The organism is Streptomyces sp. bgisy027 (assembly GCF_057710365.1).
In genome coordinates, this window is the sequence record NZ_JBYIVZ010000059.1 from 1 (window position 1) to 17,612 (window position 17,612).

Annotated in this window: 18 protein-coding genes; 9 read left to right on the forward strand and 9 right to left on the reverse strand. The window is 71.7% G+C overall.

Annotation, left to right across the window (positions count from 1 at the left end; all coding sequences use genetic code 11):
* Positions 1-106: 106 nt before the first annotated feature.
* Positions 107-2,203 (reverse strand): NPCBM/NEW2 domain-containing protein, encoded by a 2,097-nt coding sequence (locus AC3ETA_RS39815; protein WP_432197781.1) that lies wholly within the window; start codon positions 2,201-2,203, stop codon positions 107-109.
* Positions 2,204-2,418: 215 nt separating this feature from the next.
* Between AC3ETA_RS39815 and AC3ETA_RS39820 the strand changes: the two genes are divergently transcribed.
* The 3 genes from AC3ETA_RS39820 to AC3ETA_RS39830 all read left to right on the forward strand — a co-directional run bounded on the left by AC3ETA_RS39820 (position 2,419) and on the right by AC3ETA_RS39830 (position 4,966).
* Positions 2,419-3,405 carry a TIGR01777 family oxidoreductase gene (locus AC3ETA_RS39820; RefSeq protein ID WP_432197782.1) on the forward strand — a complete coding sequence of 329 codons (987 nt, stop codon included), beginning with the start codon at positions 2,419-2,421 and terminating at the stop codon, positions 3,403-3,405.
* 42 nt (positions 3,406-3,447) lie between these two features.
* Positions 3,448-3,777 (forward strand): hypothetical protein, encoded by a 330-nt coding sequence (locus tag AC3ETA_RS39825; RefSeq protein ID WP_432197834.1) that lies wholly within the window; start codon positions 3,448-3,450, stop codon positions 3,775-3,777.
* Between the two features lie 145 nt (positions 3,778-3,922).
* The gene (locus AC3ETA_RS39830) at positions 3,923-4,966 is read left to right on the forward strand and encodes an NUDIX hydrolase (RefSeq protein WP_432197783.1); all 1,044 of its coding nucleotides are present in this window, start codon (positions 3,923-3,925) and stop codon (positions 4,964-4,966) included.
* On the opposite strand, the gene AC3ETA_RS39835 is transcribed toward AC3ETA_RS39830, so the two are convergent.
* Complete coding sequence (locus tag AC3ETA_RS39835) at positions 4,933-5,991, reverse strand: protein kinase family protein (protein WP_432197784.1); 1,059 nt, start codon at positions 5,989-5,991, stop codon at positions 4,933-4,935. The genes AC3ETA_RS39830 and AC3ETA_RS39835 overlap by 34 nt on opposite strands.
* Before the next feature lie 25 nt (positions 5,992-6,016).
* Complete coding sequence (locus AC3ETA_RS39840; protein ID WP_432197785.1) at positions 6,017-7,372, reverse strand: dipeptidase; 1,356 nt, start codon at positions 7,370-7,372, stop codon at positions 6,017-6,019.
* Positions 7,373-7,506: 134 nt separating this feature from the next.
* On the opposite strand from AC3ETA_RS39840, the gene AC3ETA_RS39845 reads away from it, so the two are divergent.
* Entirely contained in the window at positions 7,507-8,763 is a 1,257-nt protein-coding gene (locus tag AC3ETA_RS39845; protein ID WP_432197786.1) for a geranylgeranyl reductase family protein, read from the forward strand.
* Positions 8,764-8,808: 45 nt separating this feature from the next.
* Here the strand turns inward: AC3ETA_RS39845 and AC3ETA_RS39850 are convergent, their stop codons facing one another.
* Positions 8,809-9,258 (reverse strand): nitroreductase family deazaflavin-dependent oxidoreductase, encoded by a 450-nt coding sequence (locus AC3ETA_RS39850; protein ID WP_432197787.1) that lies wholly within the window; start codon positions 9,256-9,258, stop codon positions 8,809-8,811.
* 134 nt (positions 9,259-9,392) lie between these two features.
* Here AC3ETA_RS39850 and AC3ETA_RS39855 point away from each other — a divergent pair, with 134 nt between their 5' ends.
* The 3 genes from AC3ETA_RS39855 to AC3ETA_RS39865 all read left to right on the forward strand — a co-directional run bounded on the left by AC3ETA_RS39855 (position 9,393) and on the right by AC3ETA_RS39865 (position 12,122).
* Entirely contained in the window at positions 9,393-10,085 is a 693-nt protein-coding gene (locus tag AC3ETA_RS39855; RefSeq protein WP_432197788.1) for a TetR/AcrR family transcriptional regulator, read from the forward strand.
* 130 nt (positions 10,086-10,215) lie between these two features.
* Positions 10,216-11,460 carry a sensor histidine kinase gene (locus tag AC3ETA_RS39860; protein WP_432197789.1) on the forward strand — a complete coding sequence of 415 codons (1,245 nt, stop codon included), beginning with the start codon at positions 10,216-10,218 and terminating at the stop codon, positions 11,458-11,460.
* Entirely contained in the window at positions 11,457-12,122 is a 666-nt protein-coding gene (locus AC3ETA_RS39865) for a response regulator transcription factor (protein ID WP_432197790.1), read from the forward strand. Before AC3ETA_RS39860 ends, AC3ETA_RS39865 begins: the two co-directional genes overlap by 4 nt.
* Here the strand turns inward: AC3ETA_RS39865 and AC3ETA_RS39870 are convergent.
* Positions 12,083-12,367 carry a DUF6332 family protein gene (locus AC3ETA_RS39870; RefSeq protein WP_432197791.1) on the reverse strand — a complete coding sequence of 95 codons (285 nt, stop codon included), beginning with the start codon at positions 12,365-12,367 and terminating at the stop codon, positions 12,083-12,085. The genes AC3ETA_RS39865 and AC3ETA_RS39870 overlap by 40 nt on opposite strands.
* Positions 12,368-12,437: 70 nt before the next feature.
* Positions 12,438-13,931: an MFS transporter gene (locus tag AC3ETA_RS39875; protein ID WP_432197792.1), complete on the reverse strand. Its 1,494-nt coding sequence runs from the start codon at positions 13,929-13,931 to the stop codon at positions 12,438-12,440.
* An 85-nt stretch (positions 13,932-14,016) separates the two neighbouring features.
* On the opposite strand from AC3ETA_RS39875, the gene AC3ETA_RS39880 reads away from it, so the two are divergent.
* Entirely contained in the window at positions 14,017-14,406 is a 390-nt protein-coding gene (locus AC3ETA_RS39880; RefSeq protein WP_432197793.1) for a MarR family winged helix-turn-helix transcriptional regulator, read from the forward strand.
* A gap of 24 nt (positions 14,407-14,430) precedes the next feature.
* On the opposite strand, the gene AC3ETA_RS39885 is transcribed toward AC3ETA_RS39880, so the two are convergent.
* On the reverse strand, positions 14,431-15,165 hold the full coding sequence (locus AC3ETA_RS39885) for a maleylpyruvate isomerase family mycothiol-dependent enzyme (protein WP_432197794.1): 735 nt from the start codon (positions 15,163-15,165) through the stop codon (positions 14,431-14,433).
* Between the two features lie 151 nt (positions 15,166-15,316).
* Here AC3ETA_RS39885 and AC3ETA_RS39890 point away from each other — a divergent pair, with 151 nt between their 5' ends.
* Positions 15,317-15,877, forward strand: coding sequence for a DM13 domain-containing protein (locus AC3ETA_RS39890; protein WP_432197795.1), 561 nt, complete (start codon positions 15,317-15,319; stop codon positions 15,875-15,877).
* 6 nt (positions 15,878-15,883) lie between these two features.
* On the opposite strand, the gene AC3ETA_RS39895 is transcribed toward AC3ETA_RS39890, so the two are convergent.
* Both AC3ETA_RS39895 and AC3ETA_RS39900 read right to left on the reverse strand, forming a co-directional pair.
* Complete coding sequence (locus AC3ETA_RS39895; protein WP_432197796.1) at positions 15,884-16,273, reverse strand: VOC family protein; 390 nt, start codon at positions 16,271-16,273, stop codon at positions 15,884-15,886.
* A 68-nt stretch (positions 16,274-16,341) separates the two neighbouring features.
* On the reverse strand, positions 16,342-17,529 hold the full coding sequence (locus tag AC3ETA_RS39900) for an MFS transporter (protein ID WP_432197797.1): 1,188 nt from the start codon (positions 17,527-17,529) through the stop codon (positions 16,342-16,344).
* Positions 17,530-17,612 lie beyond the last annotated feature (83 nt).

Genomic DNA, 17,612 nt, shown 5'->3' on the forward strand with positions numbered 1-17,612 from the left:
GAGGACGGACACCCCCCGGCACGGCCCCGACCCACCCCCACACCGCAGGCGCTACGCGCGCCCCCACCACCCGGCACAGGCTGCCGCAGGCACACCCACCCCTGGCTCAACAACTCAACCGCGCCTCAGCCCAGTCCCCGTGGTCCGATGTGATCCCGTCGCCGCCGTCCGTGGCGACCAGCCGGACGACCTGGGCACCGGTCACATCGGCCGTGACCGGCTGGGCCGGCATCGCGTTGGTGAGGACTCCGGTCGAAGCGGCCTTCACACCGTCCGCCCACACCTCGAACGCGACGGTCCCGTCCGCACCCTCCTCGTCGTCCACACCGACCCGCGCGGTCACCGTCTCGCACGCGCCGCCCGCGTAGTACTCGACGGCGCTCTCGGCATGGACACCGAGTCCCGTGCCGTACACGACACCACCGATGGTGATCGGATTGCCGTCACCGGCCTCACTCTCACCGTTACTGGTGTTGCGCTCGACAGGCCCCCACCCGTTCGTGGCCGACAGCCACGTCAGGTCACCGAGCCCCGAGGTCCCCGAGGGCGGCGGCGCCACCACCGTCACGCCGAGCGGCAGCACGCTGTCCACCCGGACACCGGTCGGCGACCGGTAACTCGCCTTCAGAGTCAGGCCGTACGACCCCACAGGCGTCCCCGCCGGCGCTCTGACCGCCCACTCGGTACGCAGGGACCGACCGGTCGGCAGCGAGGGCGACGTCGTCGGCGAAGTCGCCTTGACGGACCAGCCCTCGGGCCCCGTCAGCGCGACGGACACACGCTTGGCGGCCGTACGTCCGAGATCGGTGACCGTCGAGGTCAGCCCGGTCGTCCGCCCCGCCTCGACCAACGTACCGCCCTCCAGGCCGAGTTCGGCGGCAGGCGGGTGCTGGGCCCACCGGCCGCCGTCCTGCACACGGACCAGAACCGTGCCGTGCGCGGGCACGGTCGCGGAGATCGTGCCCGCGGTGTTGTAGCTGCGGTGCTGCCACAGGTCACGCATCGTGTACGCGTCCGCGGCAGGCAGCCCGACCGCCGCGGCGCTCGTGGTGATGCGCTGAGCGCTGCCGGACTCGTTGAACAGTGCCACCGCGCGGCTGCCGTCCCGCATCTCCTTCGCGACGACCCACCGTCCGCCCGCCGAGGAGACCACGGCCCCCTGCTTGCCCAGCGGGTCCTGATCCACCGCGATGACCTCGCGGTTGCCGAGGATCTCGAAGGTCTCCTCGGAGGCCGACCGCAGATCGGAGCCGATGAGCAGCGGCGCCGCCATGACGGCCCACATCGAGAAGTGCGAGCGGTACTCGGTGTCCGTCATGCCGCCGTTGCCGACCTCCAGCATGTCGGGGTCGTTCCAGCGGCCGGGGCCGGCGTGCGGCGCGAGCGGCAGGTTCTGCTTGAGGATCGACAGCATCGAGCCCCAGTTGTCGCTGATGTCCCCGGTGGTGCGCCACAGCTGCCCGACGTCGGCGGCCCATTCCCAGGGCTTGTTCTCACCCCATTCGCAGATGCTGTAGACGATCGGCCGGCCGGTCGCCGCGAGCGCGTCGCGCATGGTCGTGTAGCGCTGCTTGGCGTCCACGCCCTGGTTGTTGCAGTTGTCGTACTTGAGGTAGTCCACACCCCAGTCCGCGAACTGCTGGGCGTCGCTGTACTCATGGCCGAGGGCGCCGGGGAAGCCGGCCGTGTTGCAGGTCTTGGTGCCCGCGCTCGTGTAGATGCCCAGCTTCAGGCCCTTGGCGTGCACATAGTCCGCGACCGCCTTGATCCCGGCGGGGAAGCGGACCGGGTCGGGCACGAGCTTGCCGTTCGCGTCCCGGCCGGGCAGGGCCCAGCAGTCGTCGAGGTTGACGTACTCGTAGCCCGCCTCCTTGAGCCCCCTCTCGACGAAGATGTCCGCGATCCCCTTGACCATGGCCTCGTTGAAGTCGGCCCGGCAGTGGGTGGAGTTCCAGTTGTTGAAGCCCATGGGCGGGGTGAGCGCGAGACCGGCGTCCATGGCGTTCACGGCGTTCACGGCGTTCACGGCGTTCACGGCGTCCATGGCGTCCATGGCGTCCATGGCGTTCACGGCGTCCACGGCGGGTGTGGTCACCGGTGCAGCGACGGCCGCGGGTGCGGCCAGTCCCGTGGCGCACAGCACCCCCGCCGCGAGCGCGCCGAGGAGCCTTCTCCGGGTTGTGCGGGTGTGAAGGTGACGCATCGTCACGTTCCTCCGTACCTGCGAAAGCGGGATGACGCGAGGGCATCGGAGTTCCGTCATGCACGCGTCATAGTTCGCTCACGGTAGAACCTGTCGGAGTGTGTTGGAAAGTGGTGCGTAGCGGAACCTGTGGTGCTGGCGCATTTTCGGCGGTGTGCTTTTTGAACATGTTCAACACTCTGCGATAAGCTCGCTCCCCTACCGAGGGGGAGCCGATGAAAATAGTGATTCCCGGAGGAACCGGGCAGGTGGGCGCGATCCTGAACCGTGCGCTGAGCGCGGCGGGTCATGAGGTCGTCGTCCTGACCAGGAGGCCCGCACGGGAGCGCGAGGTCGAGTGGGACGGGCGGGCGTGGGGCCCGTGGACCGAGGAGATCGACGGCAGCGACGTCGTGATCAACCTCGCCGGGCGCAGTGTCAGCTGCCGCTACACCCCGGCCAATCTGCGGGCCATGATGGATTCGCGGGTGCACTCCACGGAAATCGTCGGCGAGGCGATCGCCGCTGCCGCCCGGCCGCCCGGGGTCTGGCTCCAGATGAGCACGGCCACCGTCTACGCCCACCGCTTCGACGCCCCGAACGACGAGGCGACCGGTGTCATCGGCGGCAGCGAGCCCGATGTGCCGGACTACTGGTCCTACAGCGTCGAGATCGCCAGGGCCTGGGAGCGGGCGCAGGAGGTGGCCGACACGCCGCACACCCGCAAGGTCGCCCTGCGCTCCGCCATGGTCATGAGCCCTGACCGCGGTGGTGTCTTCGACGTCCTGCTGCGGCTCGCGCGGCTGGGGCTCGGCGGCCCGGTCGCGGGCGGAGGGCAGTACGTCTCCTGGATCCACGACCGGGACTTCGTGCGCGCGGTCGAGTTCCTGCTCGATCGCGACGACCTGCGCGGAGCGGTGAACCTCGCAGCCCCGCACCCCGTCCCGCAGCGCGCCTTCATGCGGGAGCTGCGCTCGGCCTGGGGCGTCCCCGTGGGCCTGCCCGCGACGCGGGCGATGGCCGAGCTCGGCGCCTTCGCCCTGCGCACGGACACCGAGCTCCTGCTGAAGAGCCGGCGGGTCGTCCCCGGCCGGCTGCTCGCCGAAGGGTTCGACTTCGCGTACGCCGACTGGCCGGAAGCGGCCGGTGATCTCGTACGGCGGCGGCGCGGCGACCGGGGCCGGGTCGGGGCCGAGGACGCGCTGGTGTCCGGTTCGTGCTGAGGCGGGGCGTGACTCCACGGCCGTTCGACAGTTGAACCGGCCATGAAGAAGCGCAGCATGCTCGCCATTGCCTCCCTGGCCACCGGATTCGTCGTCGCGGCGGTCACTCCGTCCCACTCGGTCGAGAACTCCGGTGTCTCCGGCACCGGGTCTCCTTCGGCCGGACTGCCCGGCACCACCGGTGGTCAGCTCAAGGCCGCCGGCCTGGACATGACCGGCAAGAAGCTCGGCGGCCTCGGCACCACCGGTACGACCAAGCTCGCCGGGGTCAACGTGGACCAGGCGCTGGACACCTTCGGCAAGGCGATCAACCGCGAGACGGACCGGGCCGTGAACAACGCTCCGCACGGCAAGCCCGGAAAGAAGGGCTGACGAGCCCGCCGACCCGACCGCACGGCGCCGCGGCCCCGCATCCGAGGGGGCTCCGGCGCCGTTGTCATGCGCCCTCTACGAGAGCTGGTTTCCGTGGCAGGGTGGAGCGGGCAAGCCACAGGGGGCCAACAGAAGAGGGGGAAACGTGATCGTTTGGATCAACGGCGCTTTCGGTGCGGGGAAGACCACCACCGCACGGGAACTGATCGAGCTGATCCCGAACAGCACGCTCTTCGACCCCGAGGTCATCGGCGGAGCACTCACCCACCTGCTCCCGCCCAAACACCTCACCGAGGTCGGTGACTTCCAGGATCTGCCGATCTGGCGCCGTCTCGTGATCGACACGGCTGCCGCACTGCACGCCGAGCTCGGCGGGACCCTCGTGGTGCCGATGACGCTGCTGCGCCAGGAGTACCGCGACGAGATCTTCGGCGGTCTCGCCGCCCGCCGGATCACCGTCCAGCATGTGCTCCTCACCCCGGCGGAAACGATCCTGCGGGAGCGAATAGCGGGGCGGGAGGTCCCGCCGGAGCCGCCCGACGACGAGATACGGATCCGGCAGTGGTCGTACGACCACATCGAGCCGTACCGCACCGCGCTCGCCTCCTGGCTCACCGCCGACGCCCACCCGGTCGACAACAGCGCTCTGACGCCGTACGAGACCGCTGTCCGGATCGCGGAGGCGGTCGGTGACGGGACGGTTCCGGTCTGCGACATCGTGCAGACGCCCGAGCCCACCGCCGAGACCCTCGCCGCGGGCGTCCTCCTCTTCGACGAGCAGGACCGGGTACTGCTGGTGGACCCCACGTACAAGGCCGGCTGGGAGTTCCCCGGCGGCGTCGTCGAGCGCGGCGAGGCACCGGCACGGGCGGGCATGCGTGAGGTCGCCGAGGAGACGGGGATACGGCTCGAGGACGTACCGCGCCTGCTGGTCGTCGACTGGGAGCGGCCCACGCCTCCGGGCTACGGCGGTCTGCGCCTGCTCTTCGACGGCGGCCGGCTCGACTCCGAGGAGGCCGGACGCCTGCTGCTGCCGGGACCCGAGCTGCGCGACTGGCGCTTCGTCACCGAGGAGGAGGCCGCCGAACTGCTGCCGCCGGTGCGCTACGAGCGGCTGCGCTGGGCGCTCAGAGCACGTGAACGCGGGGCCGCGCTCTACCTGGAGGCGGGCATTCCGGCGCCCTCCTGAGCGAGCCGCAGTTCCGCGTCGGGGAACGGGGTCAGCCTGCTCTCGTTCTGGAGCCGCCGGGCGAAGTCGCCCATGACGGCGGCGAGCGGCGCGTGGCGCCCGATGATGTCCGCGGCGGCCCGCGGGATCCCCCGGGCCGGCTCGCCGTCGGCACAGGCACGCACGAAGGCATCGCGGCCGTCCCGGTCGAGACCGTACAGGGCGGTCGCGAGCCAGTTCACGTAGTGGAAGGCGGTGTACACGCGGTCGTAGTCCCGGTGCCGCTCGAAGAAGTCCCGCTCCTGCGGGGTGAGCGGGAAGCGGGCGGAGAGAGCGAGTCCGTAGTCGGCGAGGTAGAGCCGCTGCCCGTCGGTGAGGAAGTTGTGGAAGTGGGCGTCGAAGTGCAGCAGGCGCTCCTCGCGCAGGAAGCCGGTGACGGCCCTGAGTTCCTTGTCCACGAAGGCGCACGCGGCGTCGGCGTCGTCCGTGCGCACCCGGGCGTCCAGCCAGTCGCTCAGGGTGTACGGCACGTACTCCAGGAACAGCACCAGGCTCGCCGACGCCGTCCGCAGCCCCTCCAGCCGCTCGCGCACCTGCGGGCCGCCGCCCCAGTGGGCGACGGCCCGTTCCAGGTCGGCGAGCAACTCGTGGGGCGGCTGCGGTGTGTCGGGCAGGACCCGCCAGTGGTGGGTCAGCGGGAAGCCCTGGAAGCGGTCGGCCAGCACCCAGTTGGTGGTCATCGTGTGCACGGCGAGTTCGCGCCAGGCACCGAACCCCGGGCTGCCGATCCCGTAGTGGAAGTAGGCCGGCAGGCCCAGCAGGTTCGCCGTGGAGCGGACGTTCTCCGGCCGCAGCTCGACGTCGGTGAGCGGCACCCGCTTCACGAACACCCGTCTGCCGTCCACCTCGACCAGCGCCGAACGCCCGCCGATCCCGGTGCCGAGCGGTGTGCCCGACTCCACGAGACCGACGAGTTCACGGTCGGAGAGCAGCGCGAGCGAAGTGGCGACGTCGGTGTGGGCGGCGAGGCGTTCGGTGCGGGTCACGCACCCATCCTTACCGCCGCGACCCTCAACTCGCCGCGTAATTCCGCAGGAACAGCGCCTCGGCGACCGACAGGCGCTCCAGCTCCTGCGGCGACACGCTCTCGTTCACGGCATGGATCTGCGCCTCCGGCTCGCTCAGGCCGATCAGGAGGATCTCCGCGTCCGGGTACAGCGCGGCGAGGGTGTTGCACAGAGGGATCGAGCCGCCCTGGCCGGCGTACTGCATCTCCTGACCGGGGTACGCCACCGCCATCGCGTCCGCCATCGCCTGGTACGCCGGGCTGCTGGTGTCGGCGCGGAACGGCTGGCCCTGGCCGGTCTGCTCGGTGCGCACCCGGGCACCCCACGGCGTGTGGTTCTCCAGGTGGGCCCGGAGCAGCTTGGTCGCGTCGGCCGCGTCCACGCCCGGCGGCACCCGCAGGCTCAGCAGGGCACGCGCGCTCGACTGCACCGACGGGGTGGCGCCGACGACCGGCGGGCAGTCGATGCCGAGGACCGTGACGGCCGGGCGGGCCCAGATACGGTCGGCGACCGTGCCGGAACCGAGCAGCTCGACGCCGTCGAGGACCTTGGCGTCGTCACGGAACTGCTGCTCGTCGTACTGGAGCCCCTGCCATGACGACTCGCCGGTCAGCCCGTCCACCGTCGTCGAACCGTCCTCGGCGCGCAGCGAGTCCAGTACGCGGATCAGCGCGCCGAGCGCGTCCGGCGCGGCTCCGCCGAACTGGCCGGAGTGCAGGTTGCCTTCGAGGGTGTCGATCTGCACGCGCACCGAGGTCATGCCCCGCAGGGTCGAGGTGACCGTGGGCAGTCCGACACGGAAGTTGCCCGCGTCGCCGATCACGATGGTGTCGGCGGCCAGCAGTTCGGGGTGCTGCTCGGCGTAGCGCTCCAGACCACCGGTGCCCATCTCCTCCGAGCCCTCGGCGATCACCTTGACGTGCACCGGCACGCCGCCGTTCGCCTTCAGCGCGCGGAGCGCGAGCAGGTGCATGATCAGGCCGCCCTTGCAGTCGGCGGCCCCCCGTCCGTACCAGCGGCCGTCGCGCTCGGTCAGCTCGAAGGGCGGGGTGCTCCAGGCGGCCTCGTCCAGCGGGGGCTGCACGTCGTAGTGGGCGTACAGCAGGACCGTCTTCGCGCCCTCGGGGCCGGGCAGGCAGCCGTACACCGACTGCGTGCCGTCGGGGGTGTCCAGCAGGGCGACGTCCTCGAAGCCCTCGGCGCGCAGCGCGTCGGCGACCCAGCGGGCGGCGCCTTCGCTCTCGCTCTTCGGGAACTGGTCGAAGTCCGCCACCGACTTGAAGGCCACCAGTTCGGTGAGCTCCGCCCGCGCCCTGGGCATCAGCGAGGCGACGGTCTCGGCGACCGGATTCGACGACATGGGCACGCTCCTTGTGGGTGCGACGTTATACGTGTGAGTGCTGTGATCCTCCCACAGCGGCCTGCGACGATGCCCACCGTAGGATGCGGAGGGACAGCAGCAGGCGGCGGCTTGATCGGGAGCAGTAGACCATCGTGAGCAGCGAGAACTCTTCGGCGGACGACGTGCAGCAGGTGTGGGACGTCGTCGTGGTGGGTGCGGGACCGGCGGGGGCCTCGGCCGCGTACGCGGCGGCGGTCGCCGGGCGGCGCGTACTGATGCTGGAGAAGGCGGAGCTGCCGCGCTACAAGACCTGCGGCGGCGGCATCATCGGCCCTTCCCGCGACTCGCTGCCGCCCGGCTTCGAGCTGCCTTTCCGGGACCGGGTGCACGCGGTGACGTTCTCGAACAACGGCCGCTTCAGCCGCACCCGCCGCTCCAAGCAGACGCTGTTCGGGCTGATCAACCGGCCCGAGTTCGACCAGCAACTCGTCGAGCACGCGCAGAAGGCGGGCGCCGAGGTGCGTACCGGCGTGACCGTCCAGCGCGTCGAACAGCACGGCTCGGCGGTGCCGGACCGGCGCTCCGTCGCCGTCGTCCTCCAGGGCGGCGAGACGCTGCTCGCGCGGGCCGTGGTCGGCGCGGACGGCAGCGCGAGCCGCATAGGGGCGCATGTCGGGGTGAAGCTCGACCAGGTCGATCTCGGCCTGGAGGCGGAGATCCCGGTGCCGGAGACGGTCGCCGAGGACTGGAAGGGCCGGGTCCTCATCGACTGGGGGCCGATCCCCGGCAGTTACGGCTGGGTGTTCCCCAAGGGCGACACGCTCACGGTCGGTGTCATCTCGGCGCGCGGCGAAGGCGCCGCGACCAAGCGGTACTTGGAGGAGTTCATCGGCCGGCTCGGCCTCGCCGGCTTCGAACCGAGCATCTCCTCCGGGCATCTGACCCGCTGCCGGGCGGACGACTCCCCGCTGTCGCGCGGGCGGGTGCTGGTGTGCGGTGACGCGGCGGGACTGCTGGAGCCGTGGACCCGTGAGGGCATCTCGTTCGCGCTGCGGTCGGGGCGGCTCGCGGGGGAGTGGGCGGTGCGGATCGCCGAGGCGCACGACGCCGTGGACACCCGGCGCCAGGCCCTGAACTACGCCTTCGCTATCAAGGCGGGACTCGGCGTCGAGATGAGCGTCGGCAAGCGGCTGCTGACGGTGTTCGAGCGCCGTCCCGGGCTCTTCCACGCGGCGCTGACCGGTCTGCGGCCGGCCTGGAGGGCGTTCACGGACATCACCCGCGGCTCGACGTCGCTGGGCGAGCTGGTCCGCAGTCACCCCATGGCCCAGCGCGCCCTGACCGCGATGGACCGTCGTCAGGCGCCGGTGGGCGACCCGGTGCCGGCGGGCGACGAGGCAACCTCCTGACGGGCCCCGACTCGGCGAGGGCCCCGGCTCGGCAAGGACGCCGGCTCATTTGCGGACGGTCATCCGGAAGACGGGGTGGTCGGGGGCGCAGGCGATGATCTCCTCGTCGGAGGACTTCGCGGTGACGCCCTGGAAGTACTGGTTGACCTCCCAGCCCCACTTCTCCAGATAGGTCCGCAGGAGCGGGAGCTTCTCCGAGTCGGGAAGCTCCACCGCGGTGAACTCGCGGACCTTGCGGCCGACCCGCAGCTCCCCGCCCCCGGCGGCCCGCATGTTGCGCACCCACTGCGAGTGGCCGCGGGCGGAGACGAGGTACTGCCCGCCGTCGTGGACGTGCGGGTTGACCGGGATGCGCTGCATCTTGCCGCTCTTGCGACCGCGCACCGACATCTCCGCCGTGCCCGCGATGCTGAGCCCGTGGCGGGCCAGCCAGCCGACGATGCTGTTGAAGCGGACGTTCAGCGGGCTGCCCTTGAGGTAGTACGGCGACGACATGGAGACTCCTGGAGGACTGGTTGAGAGAGCACCGCTCTTGCTTGAGAGCAGTGTGCACGAGAATGCCGATCCAAAGCAAGAGCAGTGCTCTTGATTGTGTGCACTGCTCCGTCTTTCGTGGGAGACTGCCTCACATGAGCAGCACCGCACAGGGCGCCCGCGCCCGCGCCAGGATGGAAATCACCGCGGCCATCAAGGACGAGGCCCGCAGACAGCTCGCCGCCGAGGGCGCCGCCAAGCTGTCGCTGCGCGCCGTGGCCCGCGAACTCGGCATGGTCTCCTCCGCGCTCTACCGCTATTTCCCCAGCCGGGACGACCTGCTGACCGCTCTCATCATCGACGCCTACGACTCCCTCGGCGAGAGCGCCGAGGCCGCGCACGCGGAGGTCGCGGGGGCCGGACCCGTTCAGCGCTGGACGGCCGTGGCGGACGCCGTCCGCGCCTGGGCGCTGCGCCGTCCGCACGAGTACGCGCTGATCTACGGCTCGCCCGTGCCGGGATACATCGCCCCCACCACTACCGTCCCGCCCGCCTCCCGCGTCGGGCTCCTCCTCATCGGCATCCTCCGCGACGCCCACCACGGCGACGTCCTGGCCGAACCGCAGGCGCTGCCCGCCGAACTGCGCACCGAGGCCGAGCGGATGACCGCCGACCTGGCCCCCGACCTCCCCCCGGCGACGGTCGTCGCGCTGGTCGCGGCCTGGGCGCAGCTCTTCGGGCTCGTCGGATTCGAGCTGTTCGGTCAGTTCAACCGGGTCGTCGAGGACAGCCCGCCGTTCTTCCGCCATGCGGCCGTCCGGCTCGCCCACGAGGTGGGCCTGGAATGAGCCGCGGGGGCCGGCCCGAGGGGCACCGCCTGCGGACGTCCGGGGCCGGGGACGTACTTCGCGGGGAGTACGCGTGATCACCACGCGCGGGTGACGCCGCCGGGCGCTCGACGCGTCTAGCGTGGCGGACATGGACGAGCAGCAGGCACGCCGCGGCGGCGGTCCGCCGATGTGGTGGCGGCACGGGCCGCCGTGGTGGAACCGCTGGGAGGACGGCGAGGAGCGCGTCCAGTGGTGGCCCTGGCGCTCCACCCTGCTGATCACGGTCTTCGTGATGGCCGGCTCGACCTACGCGGCTCGCGGCCAGCAGGACCGCGAGGGCCTCGACCCGCTCGCCCGCGTCCTGCTGCTCGTCGCCGGTGGACTGCTGTTGTGGCGCAAGCGCCATCCCGTGGCCGTCGCGTTCGGCACGACGGTGGCCGCCATCGTCTACCTGGGTGCCGGATACCCCTACGGTCCGGTCTTCCTGACCGTCGCCGTGGCCTGCTTCAACGCCATCGTCATGGGGCACCGCAAAGCCGCCTGGACGGCGGTCGGAGTGCTCTGGATCGCCCATGTGCTGGTGGCCCACTGGCTCTACGAGTGGCTGCCGCCCTCCGGCGACCCGGCCGCCCCCTGGGGCCAGGAGGCCGTGATCGCCGCCTGGGTCGCGGCGATCGTGGCCGTGTCGGAGCTGGCCAGGACCAGACGCGAGCAGTGGGTGAAGGAGCGGGCCGAGCGCGCGCAGGCGGCCCGGCGGCGGGCCGACGAGGAACGGCTGCGGATCGCGCGCGAACTGCACGACGTCCTCGCGCACAGCATCTCCGTGATCAACGTCCAGGCGGGCGTCGGCCTCGCCCTGCTCGACACCGATCCCGAGCAGGCCCGCACGGCGCTCACCACGATCAAGGCCCAGAGCAAGGAGGCCCTCGGCGAGGTTCGCCAGGTCCTCGACACGCTGCGCACCCCCGGCGACGCCCCGCGCGCTCCGGCCCCCGGCCTCGACCGGCTGCCCGAACTGGTGCAGCAGGCGGCGAGCGCCGGTCTCACCGTCGAGGTCGAGGGCGAACCGCCCAGCCTCGCGCCCGGCACCGACCTCGCTGCCTTCCGCATCGTGCAGGAGGCCCTCACCAACGTCGTACGCCATTCCGGGTCGCGGCACGCGCGTGTGCACCTCGATCACGGCGACGGCAGGACACTGCGGCTGCGCATCGACGACGACGGACCCGCGACCGGCGCCGACGCGGGCGGCAGCGGCAACGGGTTGGCCGGAATGCGGGAGCGGGCGGCCGCCCTCGGTGGCACGATCGAGGCGGGCGCGCGCGACGACGGCGGGTTCCGGGTGCTCGCCGTACTGCCGCTGAAGGCACCCGCCGAGACGGAGGAGGACCGGTGATCCGCGTACTGCTCGCCGACGACCAGTCACTGGTGCGGGCCGGCTTCCGGGCGCTGCTCGACGCTCAACCCGACATCGAGGTGGCCGGCGAGGCCGCCGACGGCGAGGACGCGCTGCGCAAGGTGCGCGAACTGCGGCCCGACGTCGTCCTGATGGACATCCGCATGCCGCTCCTCGACGGACTCGCCGCGACCCGCCGGATCACCGGCGACGACGCCCTGGCGGGGGTGAAGGTGGTCATGCTCACCACCTTCGAACTCGACGAGTACGTCTTCGAGGCGATTCGCTCCGGCGCCTCCGGCTTCCTGGTCAAGGACACCGAACCGGACGAACTCCTGCGTGCCGTAAGGGCCGTGGTCGAGGGCGACGCACTGCTCTCGCCCGGCGTGACCCGCCGCCTCATCGCCGAGTTCGCCGCCCGCTCCAAGGAACCCGCGGCCGCCGGCACCCTCACCGAACTCACCGAGCGCGAGCGGGAGGTGATGGCGCTGGTCGGCATCGGCCTGTCCAACGAGGAGATCGCCCGCCGCCTGGTCGTCAGCCCGCTCACCGCGAAGACCCACGTCAGCCGCACCATGGTGAAGCTCGGCGCCCGCGACCGCGCCCAACTCGTGGTGTTGGCCTACGAGTCGGGGTTGGTGCGGCCCGGCTGGTTGGGCTGAGACTCCCGGCGGAACCGCGTCAGGACGCTGACGACCCGGGCGAAGAACAGCACGACCGCGACCGTGGTGCCGACGCCGACGAGTGTGCCGCGGGTGCCCTTCGACAGGTCGAAGACGTACGCCGGCCCGACGATCACCGCGAACAGCAGCGCCGCCGCGAACGCGGCGCTGAACAGCGCGTACCCGATCTCGACGGTGATCGCGTCCCGCTCGGCCTGACCGCGTCGTCCCCCGAAGTTCTCCATCCTTCGAGTCAAACAGGGGTGTGCCCGGCGGAGCAAGCGGCTCCGCCGGGCACATAGGGAGGCGTTCCCCCTAGTCGCGGACCGCCACGCGCTCCGCTTCCGCCTCCTGGGCGGTGGACCTGGCGACCACGACGGTCCGCTGCTCGCGACGCGTGCGCAGTCCGGTGAGGGCGATCAGCAGCCCCGTGGCCGCGATCCCGGTGATCACGACCAGGGCGGGCAGATAGCTGTCCAGCACGGCCTGCGGGGACGCCGGCTCCTTCGGCGCGTTCGCGGTCAGGACCGCCGTCACCACGGCCAGGAACAGCGCGCCGCCCACCTGCACCGAGGTGTTGAGCAGACCCGAGACCATGCCCTGCTCGTGCTCGTCGACGCCGTTGGTTGCCTGGACGTTGAGCGAGGGGAAGGTCAGCGCGAAGGCGGAGCCGACCAGCAGCATCGTCGGCAGGATCACCGCCGCGTACAGCGGGTCGAGGTCGATGCGCAGGAAGAGCAGATAGCCCGCGACCATCAGCGCGAAGCCGACCGCGATCAGCCGCGCGGTGCCGAACCGGTCGATGACCGCACCGACCTTCGTCGCCGACAGCGCCACGAGCGCACCCGCCGGCAGGAAGGCCAGTGCCGTGTGCAGCGCCGACCAGCCGAGCAGCTGCTGCATGTACAGCGTGACCAGGAACTGGAAGCCGATGTAGCTGCCGACGAACGTCAACGCGCCGAGCTGTGCCCGGACCTGGGCGCCGGAGCGCAGCACGCCCAGCCTGATCAGCGGGCTCGGGCTGCGCCGCTCGACCAGGACGAAGGCGGTGAGCAGGACGGCGACCGCGACGAAGGACAGGATCGTGCGGGCCGAGCCCCAGCCGGCCTCCGGGGCCTGGACGACGGTGAACACGAGCAGCAGCATCGAGGCGGTGCCGAGGACGGCGCCGGGGATGTCGTAGCCGCCCTCCGTCTTCTCGCGCCCGCTGCGCGGCAGCAGCTTCAGGCCGGCGACCAGGGCGATCAGCGCGATGGGCGCGGGCAGGAGCATCGTCAGACGCCAACTGGCCTCGGTGAGCAGGCCGGAGAAGACGAGGCCCATCGAGTAGCCGGTGGCGCCGCAGGTCGTGTAGATCGACAGGGCGCGGTTGCGCACCGGGCCCTCGGCGAACGTCGTGGTGATGATGGACAGGCCCGCCGGTGCCGTGAACGCCGCCGCCAGGCCCTTGATGAAGCGGCTGGCGATCAGCAGCGGACCCGAGTCGACGAGACCGCCGAGCAGCGAGGCCAGCGCGAAGACGCCCAGGGCGACCAGGAACACCTGGCGCCGCCCCAGCAGATCGGCGGTGCGTCCGCCGAGGAGGAGCAGGCCGCCGTAGCCCAGGATGTAGCCGCTGACGATCCATTGCAGGGTCGAGGTCGAAAGGCCCAGGTCGGCGCCGATGGACGGCAGGGCGACGCCCACCATCGACACGTCCAGCGCGTCCAGGAACATCGCGGCGCACAGCACCAGCAGGGTGCCCCACAGCCGGGGCGTCCAGCGGGCCGCGGCGGTCGCGGCCGCCGGGGAGTTGAGCGGAGAGGTCATGCCGAGGACACTACATGCGCATGCATGAGATGTAAGTGCATTTAATGCGAATGCAATGATCGCCGAATTCTGCTACGGTGCGCCCATGGCGGCGAAGAAGGCCGAGCAGGCGCTCGTGGACCAGTGGCGGGACCTCCTGGCGCTGCATGCGCGCACCCAGTGCGAACTCGATCGCGCGCTTCATCGACACGGCCTGTGCGCCAGTGACTTCGAGGTCCTGGACGTCCTGGCCGGCGGTTCGGCGCGCAGCGGCTCGGCACTGCGGGTGCAGGAGATCTCCGAGCGCGTCCATCTCAGTCAGAGCGCGCTGTCCCGGCTGATCGCCCGGCTGGAGAAGGACGGCCTCGTGGAGCGCTGCATGTGCCCTCAGGACCGCCGCGGCGTGGTGGTGGCCCTCACGCCGAGGGGGCGCGCGCTGCACGGCGAGGTACTGCCGATGCAACGCGCGGTGCTGACCAGGATGCTGACGAACTGACCCGCGCACGGGCCGGGTTCGGCTTCAGATGACGGCGGAGCTCTCCCGCCACAGCACGCCGATCGAGGCGTCGCCGCTCACCTGCGGGAAGGGCACTCGGTTCCACAGCGACAGATACAGCAGGTCGGCCGGCCCGGAGATCTCGCAGTCGGCCGGCGCGGTGTCGCCGCGCTCGGTCACGGGCGGCTCCTGCGACAGCCGTACGGTCCACACGGCGTCGTCCGTGTCGGTCGCCCGCACCCGCAGCACCCGGGGTCCGGCGCTGCGGACCCGGCTCTTGGAACGGGCGTGGAAGCCGCGCAGCAACTCGTCGACGCCGTCCGCCGCGAAGCCGGTCTCGATCTCGTCCGGTGTGCCGCCGAGCGCCGACTGGGCGTCGAAGCGGTGGACGGTCGTCTCGTGCGCCTGCCTGCGCGCCCAGAACGCCAGCGGTGACGGGGCGGGCAGGAAGTGCCAGCACTCCACGTCCGCGGGGGCGCCCGCGAGCGTGTCGACCAGGTGGCGATGGCCCTTGCGGAACCAGGCGAGCAACTGCGCCCCGTCGAGGTCGGGCAGGCCGCCGTCCGGCCGGTAGGAGGTGTGTCCCTCGGCCACGAACGCCGCCGCCCAGCGGTGCACCGTGCCCGTGTGCCGCAGCAGGTCCCGCACCTGCCACTGCGGACAGGTCGGCACCTTCGCCTCCCCTCCCGCCTCCTCGGCGGCAGCGGCCAGCAGCAGGCCCTCACGGTCCAGGGTTCGCACGAAGTCGGCTGTCTCCATGGAGGTGAGTGTGCCGGATGGTGCGGGCTCGACGGGAGAAGGGCCTCTGTACGGTGACGTAAGACTTTCGTCATCACGCCGGATGTGCACGGCGGGCCTCGGGTTCCGTTGAATGGACGGCGACGGACGACTACCGGAAAGTGAGACGGGTATGGGGCGCGTGCGGAAGGCGCTGTGGGGGCCGCTGGGGCTCGGGGTGCTGGTGCTGGTTCTCGTCGCGGGCGGCCTCTGGCTGTACTGGTTCCAGCCGTGGAAGCTGTGGCAGGACACGACGGTGGAGGAGGCCCTGCCCGCCGCGGTGGGAACCTCGGCACCCGCCGAGGCGGGGACCTCGGCACCTGCCGAGGCGGCGCCCGGACCGAAGACGCTGGCCGGCGGAGAGCTGATCAGCCATGAGCACGCGACCTCGGGCTCGGTGAAACTCCTGCGGCTGGCCGACGGCTCCCATGTCCTGCGGCTGGAGAACCTCGACACCAGCAACGGGCCGGACCTGCGGGTGTGGCTGACGGACGCGCCGGTGAAGGAGGGCGTCGGCGGGTGGCGCGTGTTCGACGACGGCGAGTACGTCAGCCTGGGCCGGCTCAAGGGCAACAAGGGCAGCCAGAACTATGCCGTGCCGCAGGACGTCGACCTGTCCCGGTACAGCAGCGTCAGCATCTGGTGCGACCGGTTCGACGTGTCCTTCGGGGCCGCGGAACTCGCCAGGGTCTGAGGGCGCTCAGGACGAAGTCGGGAACAGGCAGAACTCGTTGTCCTCGGGGTCGGCGAGCACCCAGTGGTCCTCGTGGCGGGTGCGCAGGGTCGCGCCGAGCGCGGTGAGCCGGCCGATCTCGGTCTCCGGGTCGGCGCAGACCAGGTCCAGGTGCAGACGGTTCTTGCCCCGCTTGGGCTCCGGGACGAGCTGACACCACAGACGGGGGCCGCCGCCGACGGGTTCGACCAGCACGGTGGGGTCGTCCTCCGGGCCGGCGATCCCCCGGGCCCGCAGCCGGGCGAGCTCGGCTTCGTCGTACGGGGCGACGGCGTAACCGTCGAGGGCGGCGGCCCAGAAGCGAGCGGTGGCGGCCGGACGGGCACAGTCGATGACGATGTCGTGGAGTCGTGCCATCCGGTCATCATCCTCGGGGCGGGCGGGAGCGACCATGCGGCGGGTCCGCAACGCGCCATGGGACAGGGTCAGTTCGGCACCGCTCGCCGGGTCGCGACCCCGATGAGCGTGGCGATGGCCGCCAGTACGGCGACGCTGGTCAGGGCGACGGGCAGGGAGAGCCAGTCCGCCATGAAGCCGATGGCGGGCGGGCCGAGGAGCATGCCGCCGTAGCCGAAGGTGGAGGCCGTGGCGACGCCGCTCGGCCCGGCGAGGGTGCCGGCGCGTTCGACTGCCACGGGGAAGAGGTTGGCCAGGCCGAGCCCGGTCACCGCGAAGCCGAGCAGCGCGGCCCACAGGCTGGGCGCGAGCGAACCCAGCAGCATCCCGGCCGCGGCGGTGGCGCCGCCCGCGACGACGGTACGGCCGTGACCCAGCCGTTCGAGCAGCGCCGTACCGCTGAGCCGGCCGATGGTCATGGCCAGCGCGAAGCAGGAGTAGCCGAGGGCGGCGACGCCGGACGAGGCGTCGAGGTCCTGTTCGAGGTGCAGGGCGCCCCAGTCGGCCATCGCGCCCTCGCCGTAGGCCGTGCACCCGGCGATCAGGCCGAAGACGATCACCAGGCCGCGGGTTCTGGCCTGCGGGCGCCGGGAGGGCTCGGGCGCGGAGGGTGCGGAGGGGCCGGAGGGTGCGGGACTCGGGGCGGGCGGTGGCTCGTGGCGCAGCAGCGTCGGGGCGGCCACCGCCGTCACGAGCAGTCCGGCGACGGCGAGGCCCGCCAGGTGCAGGGTGGGGGAGAGGGCGCCCGCGACCAGTCCGCCGAGGCCCGCGCCGACCATGCCGCCCAGGCTGAAGGCCGCGTGGAAGCTGGGCATGATCGGCCGGCGCAGGGCGGTGACCAGGTCCACGGCCGCGCTGTTGAAGGCGACGTTGATGCTGCCGTAGGCCGCTCCGAAGATCAGCAGGACGGCGCCGAGGGCGAGCACCGAGTGGGTCAGCGGGGGCAGGGCCACGCTGAGGGAGAGCAGCACGGCGCACACGACCGTGACCTGGTGGCTGCCGTAGCGGCGGCAGAGCCAGCCGGTCGGCGTCATGGTGAGGACGGCGCCGGCGGAGACGCCGAGGAGGGCGAGGCCCAGGTCAGCGGCGGAGGCGCCGGTCTGGTGCTTGATGGCGGGGATCCGGACGACCCAGCCGGCGAAGAGGAAGCCGTCCAGGGCGAAGAAGGCGGTGATGGCTGTGCGCAGTCGGGTCAGGTCGCGGCTCGTGCCCGGCACGACATTGTGCTGACGGGCTTTGTTTATTTGCGGCACAAACTCAGGCTAGGTGGGTGCGCGACGGGCGGCAAGGGGATCTGACG